Origin of the sequence: Vibrio sp. 1151_11 (assembly GCF_029478525.1) — a bacterium.
Taxonomy (GTDB): Bacteria; Pseudomonadota; Gammaproteobacteria; order Enterobacterales; family Vibrionaceae; genus Vibrio; species Vibrio anguillarum.
In genome coordinates this window covers 31691-45068 of the sequence record NZ_SHMN01000004.1, presented here as the reverse complement: position 1 = coordinate 45068, position 13378 = coordinate 31691, and the positions used below count along the sequence as shown (strand labels likewise).

The window sequence follows — 13378 nt, the reverse complement described above, 5'->3', positions numbered from 1 at the left end:
TTTTGTTTATCTGAAATAGTAAATATAGGTAGGTTCAGCAATTTTCAATAGTGGCGTATAATCAGCCAATACGTTTGATTGATGAAACACACTCCATTTGGGGTGTTTTGAGAGCCTATTTTGCTAAGTTATCGCCACAGTTTTCACGCGGGCAACCACGCGGATGTATTAAAGCATATCGTACAAAGCCTTATCCTCAATGCATTACAGCAAAAAGAGAAGCCTTTTGTTTATCATGACACCCACTCTGGCGTGGGCCGTTATGACTTGACCCATGAATGGTCAGAAAAAACCGGTGAATATAAACAAGGGATTGCTCGTATTTGGCAACAAAATGTAACGCCACCCGCCATTCAAAGCTACCTTGAGGCAGTAAAAGCACTCAATGAAAGCGAAGAGTTACGCTACTACCCCGGCTCACCGCGCGTAGCGCGTGCTCATCTACGCGCGCAGGATCGTATGGTGCTCACTGAATTGCATCCGAGCGATTACCCTTTGCTCGAGCAAGAGTTCCACCGAGATCGTCAGGTATCGATTTACAAAGAAGATGGTTTCCAACGCTTAATCGGTAGCCTGCCACCGAAAGAGCGTCGCGGCTTAGTGTTGATCGATCCCCCTTACGAATTGGCCAAAGAGTACAGCGATGTCGTAAGAGCCATTGCCCAAAGTTATAAGCGCTGGGCGACGGGTATCTACGCCATTTGGTATCCCGTAGTGAATCGCGACACCATTGAGGACTTGCTTGAAGGGCTGGCAAGCCTCGGTATTCGCAAAATCTTACAAATTGAATTGGGCGTGTCGCCAGACACCCATGAACGTGGCATGACCGCTTCAGGCATGATAGTGATTAACCCACCGTGGACACTGGAAGGGCAAATGCAGGAAATTTTACCGTTTCTTCAGCAAGCGATTGCCCCGGTAACCGGTCATTTTAAAGTCGAATGGGTTGTACCAGAATAAACTGACCCAATCTATCAAAGAAGTAGAGAACCTTTTTCGCCTTGCTATGGTTGCCAACACCGTACAAAACCAAGGTCAAATAGGATGAAAAAAGAATAATGGAGAAAGTAATGACAACGCATTTTGATTATATCTGTATCGGTGGTGGCTCTGGTGGTATCGCTTCAGCGAACCGCGCGGCAATGTATGGTGCGAAAGTCGCACTGATTGAAGCCAAAGACCTTGGCGGCACTTGTGTCAACGTCGGTTGTGTTCCGAAAAAAGTGATGTGGCATGGCGCGCAAATTGCTGAAGCAATGCACCTTTATGCCAAAGATTACGGCTTCGATGTCGATGTCAAAGGATTAGATTGGTCAAAACTGATTGAGAGCCGCCAAGCGTATATTGGCCGTATTCATCAATCATACGACCGCGTATTGGGCAATAATAAAGTGGAAGTGATCCGCGGTTTTGCACGCTTTGTTGATGCAAAAACCGTAGAAGTAAACGGTGAACACTACACAGCAGACCATATCCTGATTGCCGTTGGCGGACGCCCAACGATTCCGGCGATTCCAGGGGCGCAATACGGCATTGATTCCAATGGTTTCTTTGACTTGACCGAACAGCCTAAACGCGTCGCGGTTGTGGGCGCAGGTTATATTGCGGTTGAAATCGCGGGCGTACTCAACGCACTCGGCACTGAAACGCACCTTTACGTGCGCAAAGAATCACCACTGCGCAGCTTTGATCCCATGATCATCGAAACACTCACTGAAGTCATGGCGGCGGAAGGCCCAACATTACATACTCATTCAGTGCCAAAAGAAGTGATCAAAGAAGCCGATGGCAGCCTGACTCTACACCTTGAAAATGGCCAAAGCCAAAACGTTGATACGCTCATTTGGGCAATCGGCCGCCACCCAGCAACCGATGCGATAAACCTAGCAGCAACGGGTGTGGCAACCAATGTACAAGGCTATATTAAGGTTGATGAGTACCAGCAAACCAACGTCGCGGGCATTTACTGTGTCGGCGATATCATGGAAGGCGGTATTGAACTCACACCTGTTGCCGTCAAAGCAGGCCGTCAACTTTCAGAGCGCCTGTTTAATGGCAAAACCGATGCGAAGATGGATTACAAACTGGTCCCGACCGTGGTCTTTAGCCATCCGCCAATCGGCACAATTGGCCTCACCACGCAAGAAGCCCAAGCGCAATATGGCGAAGAGAATGTCAAAGTGTATACCTCTAGCTTCACGGCCATGTACACCGCCGTCACCTCTCACCGTCAACCATGCAAAATGAAACTAGTATGCGCTGGCCCTGAAGAAACCGTTGTTGGCCTACACGGCATCGGTTTTGCGGCTGATGAAATGATTCAAGGCTTTGGCGTAGCCATGAAAATGGGCGCAACCAAGGCCGATTTTGATTCAGTTGTGGCAATACACCCAACGGGTAGTGAAGAGTTTGTTACTATGCGTTGATCGGGAAATCGGTCAGGCTTAACCTTTCTACCAATACTACCAATACTACCAATACTACCAATACTACCAATACTACCAATACTACCAATACTGCCAATACTGCCAATACTGCCAAGCGTTAAGTTAGCAGGATAACATCAAGGCCTTGAGTTCGCTCAAGGCTTTTTTAGAACCCGACTAAAGTAATTTTCCCTTGGGCTAACACCCCCATTTGGCAGGAAAAATCGACCCGTTTATCCGCTTCTTTGGCAAATAGGGTTTCTAGCTTTTCAAACGATTGAGGGATAAAACTGATATTTTTTAACTTCAAGCTTTTGCGGGTTTGATTATCAAGAAACGCTAATGCGGAGGCACTTAACACTTTCTGGCAAGTATCGAGAATATCTTTGCTGATCATTTTGCTGTGTACCGCTTGTTGTAGTTGCTCTTTGGTAATGCTGGGGTTACCTTTAGCAAAGACACAAACGGCGTAGATATCAAGCAGTGCCACCGCGCGCGGCTTTTGCGTTTCGCCATCTTCATAGACTGCCATCAAACAAGGAATTTTACTCTCATCAAACGATTGACGACGAATATTATTCAGCACAATATCAGCACTTACCGCTCTTTTTAGCAGCTTCTCTAACTGCGAAAGCTTTGGTAAAGCCAACTCATCTTGCAGCTCAACCATTTCATCTAATTCAATGCAGCTCTCTTCCGCTCCTTGCACTAAAGGAAGCAACTTTTGGTGTAGTTCACCATCGTCAAACGGTTTCGATAACACAAACGACGCTCCAGCTTCAAGCGCCTGTTTGATTTGTTGCTCATCGGCCACCGTGGTGAGCATCGCCACTTTTATCCCGAGCTTACGTTTGGTTATCGCTTGTGTCAGCTCCAGCCCCGTCATGCCGGGCATATGCCAATCTGTTAAGACAATATCCGGCTGCCAACTGCCAATCAGCTTGAGTGCGGCCTTACCATTGTCTGCCTTTTGAATGGACAAACGTCGGTAGCCAAACGCCTCTAAGGCTCGTCTGACTATTTCAAGTGTCGCTTTACTGTCATCAACAATGAGAATCTTCACAGCATATTTTTCTATGTCCTAACTTGTTCAAAGTATAGGCACATTTTTTTACAACAACTAAACTTACCTGAAAATACAGCAACAAAAGTGGGTTTATGTGATGCCAATACAAGAGTTCCTCACCGAAAAGGTTTTATCGCTCTTAGCGATCGATCTCGGGCTTATTATCTTGTTGGCTTGGTTTTTTATCCTACTGCTGATCCTGCGTGAATTTAGGAAATTTGCACATGGTTTTACTCGTAATAAAAGTGATAGCGATGAAGACACGCTTCATTTATGCCAACAATCGGTTGAAAATGCGTTGAACTACACCGCAGAGCATAGCTCGACTCTGAATGATTTAATCATCATTCAAAAAGCGCTCGAGCAACAGGTTTCTCTCATCAAAAATTCCTCTTCTCAGGGCATTAGTGCAGAAGATCAGGCTTCAATTGATGAGCTCAATGAGAAATTGAGTAAATCGCATAAGTTGATACGCAAACTGAAAGGCGATCTCGATAAAAGTGTGAAGGGGTTACGAATGACGCGTAAAAAACTCTTTGCTCAAACTGATACCGTTGACAGTTTGAAAGAAGAAAAAGCCACCATCGAAAAAGAGTTTGAACAGTTAGAAGCGGAATACATTAAGATCAGTAAAGCGGGTGATTTCTACGAAATGGCAAAAAATTATCAAGCCGAGAAAAAAGAACTACTAGAGACCATTGAGAAATACAAAGAGCAAGCCAAACAAGGTGGCACTTCTGTCGATGTCGAAGCGATGAAAAAACAGTTGTATCACATCAGTAAAGAGAAAGATTTTATCGAACAACGCTATCTACAATTACTCGAAGAGGGAAAGAAAGAGTAGCGCTGCCGCCATTTCTGACGGCAAACTGAGAGACTTATTTAACGCAAATCACATTGAGTAATGAGGAACCTTTCAGTTGGCTGACTTTTCCGTTGGTAAAAAGCCCTTTTTGCGACCATCCCCAATAAGGTAAGTGCATTGGCCATTGGTTACTGTCCATCTGTTTTGAATCCAAAAGGCGTTGCCACTCCTCTTCCGTTACCAAGCGCATCGCCATTTGTTGGCAGGTTTTTTCTGCCACCTCATAGTTTAGGCGGCTCCATGCTAGGCCATGTTCCATATAGAACTGTTCATCACTCGAACGTAAATGAGGCACCACAAACTGCAAACCGTTTGCGGTGGTGCTCAAACGAATTTCAACCGCTGGCGGAACATTAAGAGCTGGCGCTTTGGTTGATGGTTTCGTTGATAATGGCGAACTCGCCATTTCCACTTGTGGTTTAGGTAAAGACTTTTTGGTGATTTGTTTTGCGGCAGACGTTGCTTGAGCGGAAGTTGTCTTTTTTATCGGCGAGCTCGACTGCGCGCGCCCTTTGACAACCTCACGAATGAAAGCTTCTTTGTAACCGGGGATTTGCTGGATAAGAGGCAGTTCTTTTTTTACTTGCTCATAATCAGTATAAGGACCGATTAAGCAACGATACGTTTTCGCTTCTGGTTTTAGCCATACATCGGTAGAAATATGGGTATAAAACGCTTTGGCTTTCAGCAAAGATAATGGCTTATTTAACACACCACACTGAATCCAAAAAGTGGATGATTGCCCTTTAGGCTTTTTCTTTCCCCATAAACCTTGCCCTATTGGGCATGCTTTATCGAGAATGGGCAGCTGATCGACAGAAGCTTGAGTCGCATCACAAAGAAAATCTTCCGCCCAAGCGGGTTGAAATAAAGCCAGCGACGCCAACACCGTTAGGCTTGATGTCAAACACAGGGTCGTTTTCCGCATCAGGGTCATCATATTGAGTCCATATACTTGCTTAATAGTAGTGACAACATTACCGATTCAATGTTCCCTAGTTCAATGGATTTGGGTTGGGTATAACAAAAATACTAGCAAAAAAAGAGCCGCATTTGACGGCGGCTTTTAGTTTAGGGATTTTCTTTAGCAAAAATCAATTGCCACATCACCCTTTGTAAATTTTTGGGTTAAAAACATCGCGTAGCCAGTCACCCAACAGATTGATCACCAACACTAATGTGACGAGTACAAAACCTGGGAAAGCCGTAATCCACCAAGCGCCAGAGAAGATGTAGTTAAAGCCCATGCTAATCAAAGCACCCAATGATGGCTGATCGACTGGCAAACCTAAACCTAGGAAAGAGAGTGCCGCTTCAGACATGATCGCATTGGCAATTTGTACAGTTGAGATAACCAAAATAGGCGATAAACAGTTAGGTAAAATATGGCGAAACATGATGCGTGGCGATTTAAAACCCATCACACGAGCCGCTTCCACATACTCTTTTTTCTTCTCGGCGAGCACGGACGCACGAATTGTCCGCGCATATTGTGGCCACTCAGCCACGCCAATAATCACCACCAGCATCACAACTGCATACTGACTATAAAATTCACTCCCAAAACTGGCTTTGAAAATTGCCGAAACAATGATCGCCACCATCATGGTGGAAAACGATAGCTGTACATCGGCAAAGCGCATCAAAAAGCTATCAATACGCCCACCAAAGTAGCCAGCTGAAAGGCCAATCACGATACCAAGTAGCAACTGTAAACCGACCGCCAAAAAGCCAATCGTCAGTGATAGACGCGAGCCATACAGTATGGTCGACAAAATATCGCGCCCTTGCTCATCCGTGCCAAGCACAAAGCGCTCATCGGCTCCGTCCATCCAAGAGGGAGGTAATTCTGCATCCATCAGATCAATCGATGATAGGTCGTACGGGTTACTGGGTGCAATCAGTGGCGCCGCGACAGACAAAGTTAAGAATACCAAAAAGATGACGAAGCTGGTCATCGCCACTTTATCACGCAAGAAATAGTACAAAAAATCAGACTGTTTAAAACGCTCCCAACGAGATGGAGCAGCAGCAAATTGGCTCATGATTAAGCTCCTTTTCCAGTAAGGTTCACAGTCGGGTTAATCAGACCGTATAACAGATCGACAATGGTGTTGGTCACAACGAAAATCAGGCCAACAAAGATGACGTAAGCAGTGATCAGCGGAGTATCAACTCGGTTGATCGCTTCAAGGAAAAGAAAGCCCGTACCCGGCCACTGAAAAACGGTTTCGGTCAAGATGGTGTAGGCCACCATAGTCCCAATTTGTACACCGCCGACGGTTAGCACCGGTAACATGGTATTTTTAAGTGCATGTTGGTAGTAAATTTTGTTCAATGCCAAGCCTTTAGCTTTAGCAAATTTGATGTATTCCGAGCTCAGCACTTCCAACATTTCAGAACGCACTAAACGAATAAACAGCGGCAGCATGATCGACGCCAGTGAAACACAAGGCAGCACCAAGTGTGCTAATCCATCAGCCGTGAAAAAGCCAGATTCCCAACCCAACCAATTGGCAGTTTCCCCTCGTCCATACGATGGTAACCAACCTAACGTGATCGAGAAAACGTACATCAACATAATTGCAGTTAAGAACACTGGGATAGAAATACCAATACTGCTGCCCGCCATCACCACTTTGGTAAAGAAGCTTTTGGGATGAATGGCTGTGTAAACCCCTAATGGAATGGAACAGACAATGATGATTACGGTCGCACCGAGCACAAGCTCTAACGTTGCGATTAATTTATCGAGAATAACGTCTACCGCAGGACGTTTGAAAAAGTAGGACGTGCCTAAATCACCCTGCACCGCGGCCGTAATAAAACGAGTATATTTGGCAATGAAAGGATCATTCAGTCCAAGTTCATCGCGCAGCGCTTGGCGCTCGCTTTCTGAAACAGACTGCCCAACAAGCTCACGCAATGGGTCGCCTAAGTTATCCTGAATGGCAAACGCCACCAGACTGATCACAAACATCACTATCAGTGCCTGAAACAGGCGCTTGACCAGAAACGAAAACATTCCTTGCCCCTTAAACTATCCATGATGGTTCTTTTTAAAATTGAATTAACTTTAATAGGAACGAAAAAATTCAGCCTAAAAAATGACACTCGACCCGACTGAAATAAAGCAAAGTGCGGAGATCTTAATAAGGCATCCAAGCGGATGCCTTGAGTGACTTAAGCGCCGCCCACATTACAGAGCGGCCAACTTAAGTAATTACTCGCTAACAACTAGGTCGCCGAAATAAGGGAATTCCATCGCGTTAACAATCGGTTTGATATCTAAAGTAGATTTCGCACCCCACGCTAGGTTTTGCCAGTGCAGTGGAACAAATGCTGCGTCGTTGTACAAAGTCACTTCGACTTTTTGCAGCATCTGTGCACGTTTCGCAGGATCGGTTTCTACGTTTGCCGCTTCAACCAACTTATCCACTTCTGGATTTGAGTAGTGACCACAGTTGTACTGGCCTTTACCACTCTCTTCGTTACGTGTCATGGTTAAGAACTCGGTGAAGTTTGCTGAGTCTTCAGTATCTGAGTGCCAGCCAATCATTAGCAGATCCGCGGCGCACTTATCAAACTCAGGCCAATATTGCGCTTTTGGCATGGTTTTAAGATCAACCTTAATACCAATTTTCGACAACATCGCCGCTGCAGCTTGTGCAACTTTCGCATCGTTCACATAACGGTTGTTTGGCGCGATCATGGTGAGCGTCAGCCCTTTCTCATAACCAGCCTCTTTCATCAGCTCTTTCGCTTTTTTCAAATCAAAACGAGGCACAAGGTTCGCGTCATAACCAGAATAACCCGCTGGGCCTTGTTGGCCAGCTGCTGTCGCAAAACCTTTCATGATTTTGTCAACGATACCTTGGTTGTTGATGGCATGAACAATGGCTTGACGCACGCGAACATCTTTCAGTGCTTCATTGCTGTTTTGGTTCATTTGGAAAGTGATGATGCGCGTACCCGGTAAGGTCACAAGATCAATACCTTTGGCTTCTTCCACACGTTTATGATCGTTTGGCGCAACAGGTGCAATCATATCCACATCACCAGAAAGGAGCGCCGCAACACGAGTGGCATCTTCTTTAATCGGTACTAAGGTCAGTTTGTCTACGTTGCCTTTTGATGCGCTATCCCAATAATCTTTAAAGCGTTCAAATTCCACTTTTACGCCTTGCTCGCGGAAAGTCACTCTAAATGGGCCAGTACCAGAAACGTTGGTCGAAGCAAACGAGTTGCCGTGTTTCACAATTTCAGATTTCTCTTTACCATCAGCCGCTTTGCCCGAATAGAACTTGCTGTCCATAGGGAAGATGTAGGTTGCGGTTTGCAGAACCAGCGGATAAGCGCCTTTGGATACGATCTCGACGGTGTAATCATCCACTTTGACCATCTTTTCATACGGTTCAAAAATAGCTTTGAAATCAGGAGAATCTTGTAAACGATCGAACGTCCAGACCACATCGTCTGCCGTCATTTCGTTACCTGAATGGAATTTCACCCCTTTACGCAGCGTAAAACGGAACGTTGTATCATTGACACGTTCCCATTTCTCAGCAAGGCGAGGTTCAAAATCAAATGTCTGGGTGTAACGAACGAGAGGATCAAACACCATGTGAGACATTTGTAGCGTACCACCAGATAGCTGCTCATGCGGGTCAAGTGACACTGGGTCAGCATCATAAGCGACGGTAATATTGGCCGCGCTAGCTGCAAAGCTTAAGCCTGCCGCCATCAAAGCTACTGTTAGTTTGCTTTTCATGGTTTTCATTGCATAACTCCTTATGCGGGAATCCAAATCCCTAGTTGTTGTAATTGCTTCTGTTTATTCATTCCAAGCACGCTTGGTCATGATATCTCTATCTGTAACTTTTTTGGCTTATGCCGTTACGACATCTTCTCTTAAGCCCGTAAACTCAGGCATTAAAGAAATCAAATGCTGGCTGTATTGGTGTTGAGGTGACTTAAACAACTGCTCTGTAGGGGCGACCTCCAGTAAGGTCCCCATTTGCATGACGCCGACACGATCGCACATTTGGCGGATCACAGGTAAGTCATGGCTGATGAACAGCATGGTCAAATTGAGCTCATCTTGCAGATCTTTTAATAGGTTTAAGATCTGCGCTTGCACAGACACGTCGAGCGCGGACGTGGGTTCATCACAAATCAATAAGCGAGGACGCGTGGCGAGTGCGCGAGCAATTGAAATACGTTGACGTTGACCGCCGGAAAACTCGTGCGGATATTTCACTCCCGCCATTTTACCTAGGCCTACGTGCTCTAAAAGATCATGCACAATTTGCCGTGTTTCCGCTTCGCTACGGGTTAATTTATGAAAACGAATCGGCTCGGCAATGATATCGAAAATCTTCATTCTCGGATTCATTGAGGTATAAGGGTTTTGAAACACCATCTGCATCTGGCGGCGCATCGGACGGCGCTCGTTTTCCGATTTCAGCGCAGTAAGATCAATCCCTTCAAAACAGACTTTGCCTGAGTTTGGAGCGTACAGGCCCGCAATCACGCGTGCGATGGTTGATTTACCGGAACCTGATTCCCCAACCAAACCAAAAGTTTCCCCTTCAAACACCTCGAAACTGACGTCATTTGAAGCTTGGACATATTCACGGCGACTTTCAAACAATGAGTCTTTGGTCGTAAAGCGTAAATTCACGTTTTCCACTGTCAGCAGTGGGCCTGTGTATTGGCGATTATCTTGGCTCTGACCCAACCAATGGTTTTTAACATCCAGTGGTTTTAACTCACTTGCCTCTTCGATATAGCTCACCAGCGGAAAGCGATCGAGTTTTTTATCTGAGCGAGGAACGGCGGAAATCAAACTGCGCGTATAGGAGTGATCCGGAGCGCCCAACACTTTAGCTGTCGGTCCAAATTCAACCAAGTCACCGCGATACATCACCGCGACGCGATCCGTCACATTCGAGACCACCCCCATATCATGGGTGACCAGCATACAACCAACATTGTTTTTAATGCATAGCTCGCGGATGAGGCTCAAGATTTGATCTTGAATAGAAACGTCTAATGCAGTGGTCGGTTCATCGGCAATAATAAGATCAGGTTCACCCGCCAGCGCAATGGCAATCACAACACGTTGACGCATGCCACCAGAGAATTGGTGTGGATACTGCTTCAAACGGTTTTCAGGCTGAGGAATACCCACTTGCTTCATCAAAGAAAGTGCACGTTGATACGCTTCTTCCTCAGTCACTTTCATATTGGCGTGGATGGTTTCTGTCAGTTGATGTTCAACAGTAAATAGCGGATTAAGCGACGTCATTGGGTCTTGAAAAATAAAGCCAATTTTAGATCCGCGAACTTGGCGCATCTGCTCAGGCGATAGGCCTGAAATCTTCTCACCATCTAAGAACACATCGCCACTGGCAATGAGACCGGGTGGGCTCAATAAATCGATAACCGCATTACCTACGGTCGATTTTCCGGCGCCTGATTCTCCCACAACCCCAACAATTTCACCCCGCTCGATATTAAACGAAAGCGATTTCACAGCAACGTGAACACCATGACGCGATGGGTATTCAATACGCAGGTTTTTTACTTCTAAAAGTGACATCCCAGACCTCTACGACTTGGGCAGTGTTGTGCCCTGTCTGTAACTACCTTTGAACAACAAAGCGTTCAAAGCCAGTAAAAATGAATCCATTCATACCAGTACAATATTCTGGTAATTAACAAGGCCATCAATTTGGCAAATATTTCACAGAAAAGCAACATCGATAGGATAAAAAGTCGATATCAAATCAAACCAAAGCAGTAACATCGTATTTTTATGCACCACATATGCATTAATCATTGGTATGACCAATATTCTAGCACGCAGTAATACACCCCAAAACATAGACGTTAAGCCTAAGAAAACGCCAATTTACCATGCATTCTAAAAAAGAATGCAGAATAAAATTTCAAATTATATTGCGGCATATCACGTAACACATTAGAAACAAAAACCAGAATAACCAACAAAATGCCAGACTAAAAACTAATGAAAAGGCAGAAAAGCAGTGAATTCATCTGAACAGAAAATTTAGGGTTTAGCCTTTAAACATGATAATTCACTGACTTAATGAGATAGGAGTCAATAAGGAATCGAACATTGAATAGAGAGAATGGTCTTTCAACTGAGGCTTATTAAAGTGGTCGGTGAAGAGCCCGGTTTTGAAAATCAGACGAACCCCACTTTGGCTCTCATTACCTTGATTAAGGCTCCAAACACCAGATGTTAAAAAGCCCCAGTCTTTCGACTGAGGCTTTTTAAGGTGGTCGGCGAAGAGCCCGGTTTTGAAAATCAGACGAACCCCACTTTGGCTCTCATTACCTTGATTAAGGCTTCAAACATCAGATATTAAAAAGCCCCAGTCTTTCGACTGAGGCTTATTAAGGTGGTCGGTGAAGAGCCCGGTTTTGAAAATCAGACGAACCCCACTTTGGCTCTCATTACCTTGATTAAGGCTCCAAACATCAGATATTAAAAAGCCCCAGTCTTTCGACTGAGGCTTTTTAAGGTGGTCGGTGAAGAGGGATTCGAACCCCCGACCCTCTGGTCCCAAACCAGATGCGCTACCAAGCTGCGCTATTCACCGATATATCTCTTTCTTCTCGATTTTCACCAAGAACGGAAACCGAAGTTACCGAATAATGGGGTGGCTAACGAGACTTGAACTCGCGACAACCGGAATCACAATCCGGGGCTCTACCAACTGAGCTATAGCCACCATCAAACTTTGCAATAACCGCTTGCTTGCCGTTATTTTTCTTTTCATTTTTAACCAATGAGAAGAAAAGAAAAGTGGTCGGTGAAGAGGGATTCGAACCCCCGACCCTCTGGTCCCAAACCAGATGCGCTACCAAGCTGCGCTATTCACCGATACAAATTCATTTTTTGGAATAAGCGATAGAGAACCCTCTGCTCCGCTATTCCTAACATCATGATGCACTATCAAACTAGTCTATTCATCGATGTAAATCTTTTTTCTCGACTTTCACCAAGAAAGGAAACCGAAGTTACCAAATAATGGGGTGGCTAACGAGACTTGAACTCGCGACAACCGGAATCACAATCCGGGGCTCTACCAACTGAGCTATAGCCACCACTGTTTTGCCAATTTGCTACTTATTTACATAAGCATCCGGATGGCGCGCCCGAAAGGATTCGAACCTTCGACCTTTGGCTCCGGAGGCCAACGCTCTATCCAGCTGAGCTACGGGCGCATGCCCTATCGGCGGAGTGGAATAATACGGAGTTCACACTAGGGCGTCTAGTACTTTTTCAACTTTTTTTATCGTTTGACGCCTTTTTCATCAGATAACCATTATTACCTCTATAATAAGGATGTGACTCACCCCTTGAAGATCGCAACTTGTTGTTTATTGCAACAACTTATCGGGATATAATCACCCAATATTTACATTGATTTAACAGCTTGAATGGCTTTTAAATCAGCCACACTCTAAATCTAAGTATAAATAGGTAAGCATGAACTTACCTTTGGAATATAAAGTGAGTTTAATGGATATGTCTCGACGAATCATAAGCGTGTTATTCGCTGCTTTAACCTTTTCTAGTGTTGCATTGGCAACCAGCCAAGCTGAATACGATGCCATTGCTGATCGCATTAAACCTGTAGGTGATGTTTACTTAGCGGGTAGTGAACCCGTTGCGGCAGAACCGACAGGCCCTCGTGATGGCGCGCAAGTTTATGGTACATTCTGTATCGCTTGCCACTCTACAGGCATCAGTGGCGCACCTAAAATTGGCAATGCTGAAGAGTGGGCTCCACGTATCGCCCAAGGTAAAGATGTATTGAAAAATCATGCACTGCAAGGCTTTAATGCCATGCCAGCTAAAGGAACCTGTATGGATTGCTCTGACGACGAAATCGTTGCCGCCATTGAGCATATGATTGCAGGTCTTTAATACATTAATTCCTATAAAACAAAGGTTTGGCTTTAATTCCAAACCTTTGTTTTTAT

10 protein-coding genes and 5 tRNA genes are annotated in these 13378 nt (G+C 45.1%); 4 read left to right on the top strand and 11 right to left on the bottom strand.

The window, feature by feature from the left end; translation table 11 throughout:
* Window positions 1-120 precede the first annotated feature (120 nt).
* Both EXZ60_RS04560 and gorA read left to right on the top strand, forming a co-directional pair.
* Window positions 121-960, top strand: coding sequence for a 23S rRNA (adenine(2030)-N(6))-methyltransferase RlmJ (locus EXZ60_RS04560; protein WP_017045941.1), 840 nt, complete (start codon window positions 121-123; stop codon window positions 958-960).
* A gap of 110 nt (window positions 961-1070) precedes the next feature.
* On the top strand, window positions 1071-2426 hold the full coding sequence (gene gorA / locus EXZ60_RS04555; protein ID WP_277435352.1) for a glutathione-disulfide reductase: 1356 nt from the start codon (window positions 1071-1073) through the stop codon (window positions 2424-2426).
* 166 nt (window positions 2427-2592) lie between these two features.
* Here gorA and EXZ60_RS04550 read toward each other — a convergent pair whose 3' ends face one another.
* Entirely contained in the window at window positions 2593-3489 is an 897-nt protein-coding gene (locus EXZ60_RS04550) for a response regulator (protein ID WP_088721427.1), read from the bottom strand.
* A 97-nt stretch (window positions 3490-3586) separates the two neighbouring features.
* Here EXZ60_RS04550 and EXZ60_RS04545 point away from each other — a divergent pair, with 97 nt between their 5' ends.
* Window positions 3587-4336 carry a hypothetical protein gene (locus EXZ60_RS04545; RefSeq protein ID WP_017043950.1) on the top strand — a complete coding sequence of 250 codons (750 nt, stop codon included), beginning with the start codon at window positions 3587-3589 and terminating at the stop codon, window positions 4334-4336.
* Between the two features lie 34 nt (window positions 4337-4370).
* On the opposite strand, the gene EXZ60_RS04540 is transcribed toward EXZ60_RS04545, so the two are convergent.
* From EXZ60_RS04540 to EXZ60_RS04495, 10 genes are all read right to left on the bottom strand, one after another.
* Entirely contained in the window at window positions 4371-5297 is a 927-nt protein-coding gene (locus tag EXZ60_RS04540; protein ID WP_277435351.1) for an SPOR domain-containing protein, read from the bottom strand.
* 166 nt (window positions 5298-5463) lie between these two features.
* Entirely contained in the window at window positions 5464-6402 is a 939-nt protein-coding gene (locus tag EXZ60_RS04535; protein ID WP_010319654.1) for an ABC transporter permease, read from the bottom strand.
* A 2-nt stretch (window positions 6403-6404) separates the two neighbouring features.
* Window positions 6405-7382, bottom strand: a complete 978-nt coding sequence (locus EXZ60_RS04530) for an ABC transporter permease (RefSeq protein WP_013855660.1) — start codon at window positions 7380-7382, stop codon at window positions 6405-6407.
* A 198-nt stretch (window positions 7383-7580) separates the two neighbouring features.
* Window positions 7581-9137 carry an ABC transporter substrate-binding protein gene (locus EXZ60_RS04525; protein ID WP_026027967.1) on the bottom strand — a complete coding sequence of 519 codons (1557 nt, stop codon included), beginning with the start codon at window positions 9135-9137 and terminating at the stop codon, window positions 7581-7583.
* 108 nt (window positions 9138-9245) lie between these two features.
* Entirely contained in the window at window positions 9246-10961 is a 1716-nt protein-coding gene (locus EXZ60_RS04520; protein ID WP_019281822.1) for an ABC transporter ATP-binding protein, read from the bottom strand.
* A gap of 950 nt (window positions 10962-11911) precedes the next feature.
* Window positions 11912-11988: transfer RNA gene (locus tag EXZ60_RS04515), tRNA-Pro, on the bottom strand.
* A 56-nt stretch (window positions 11989-12044) separates the two neighbouring features.
* Window positions 12045-12120, bottom strand: a tRNA-His gene (locus tag EXZ60_RS04510).
* Window positions 12121-12195: 75 nt separating this feature from the next.
* A tRNA-Pro gene (locus tag EXZ60_RS04505) sits at window positions 12196-12272 on the bottom strand.
* Window positions 12273-12420: 148 nt separating this feature from the next.
* A tRNA-His gene (locus tag EXZ60_RS04500) sits at window positions 12421-12496 on the bottom strand.
* Between the two features lie 43 nt (window positions 12497-12539).
* Window positions 12540-12616: transfer RNA gene (locus tag EXZ60_RS04495), tRNA-Arg, on the bottom strand.
* Between the two features lie 298 nt (window positions 12617-12914).
* Between EXZ60_RS04495 and EXZ60_RS04490 the strand changes: the two genes are divergently transcribed.
* Entirely contained in the window at window positions 12915-13322 is a 408-nt protein-coding gene (locus tag EXZ60_RS04490) for a cytochrome c5 family protein (protein ID WP_088718017.1), read from the top strand.
* Window positions 13323-13378 lie beyond the last annotated feature (56 nt).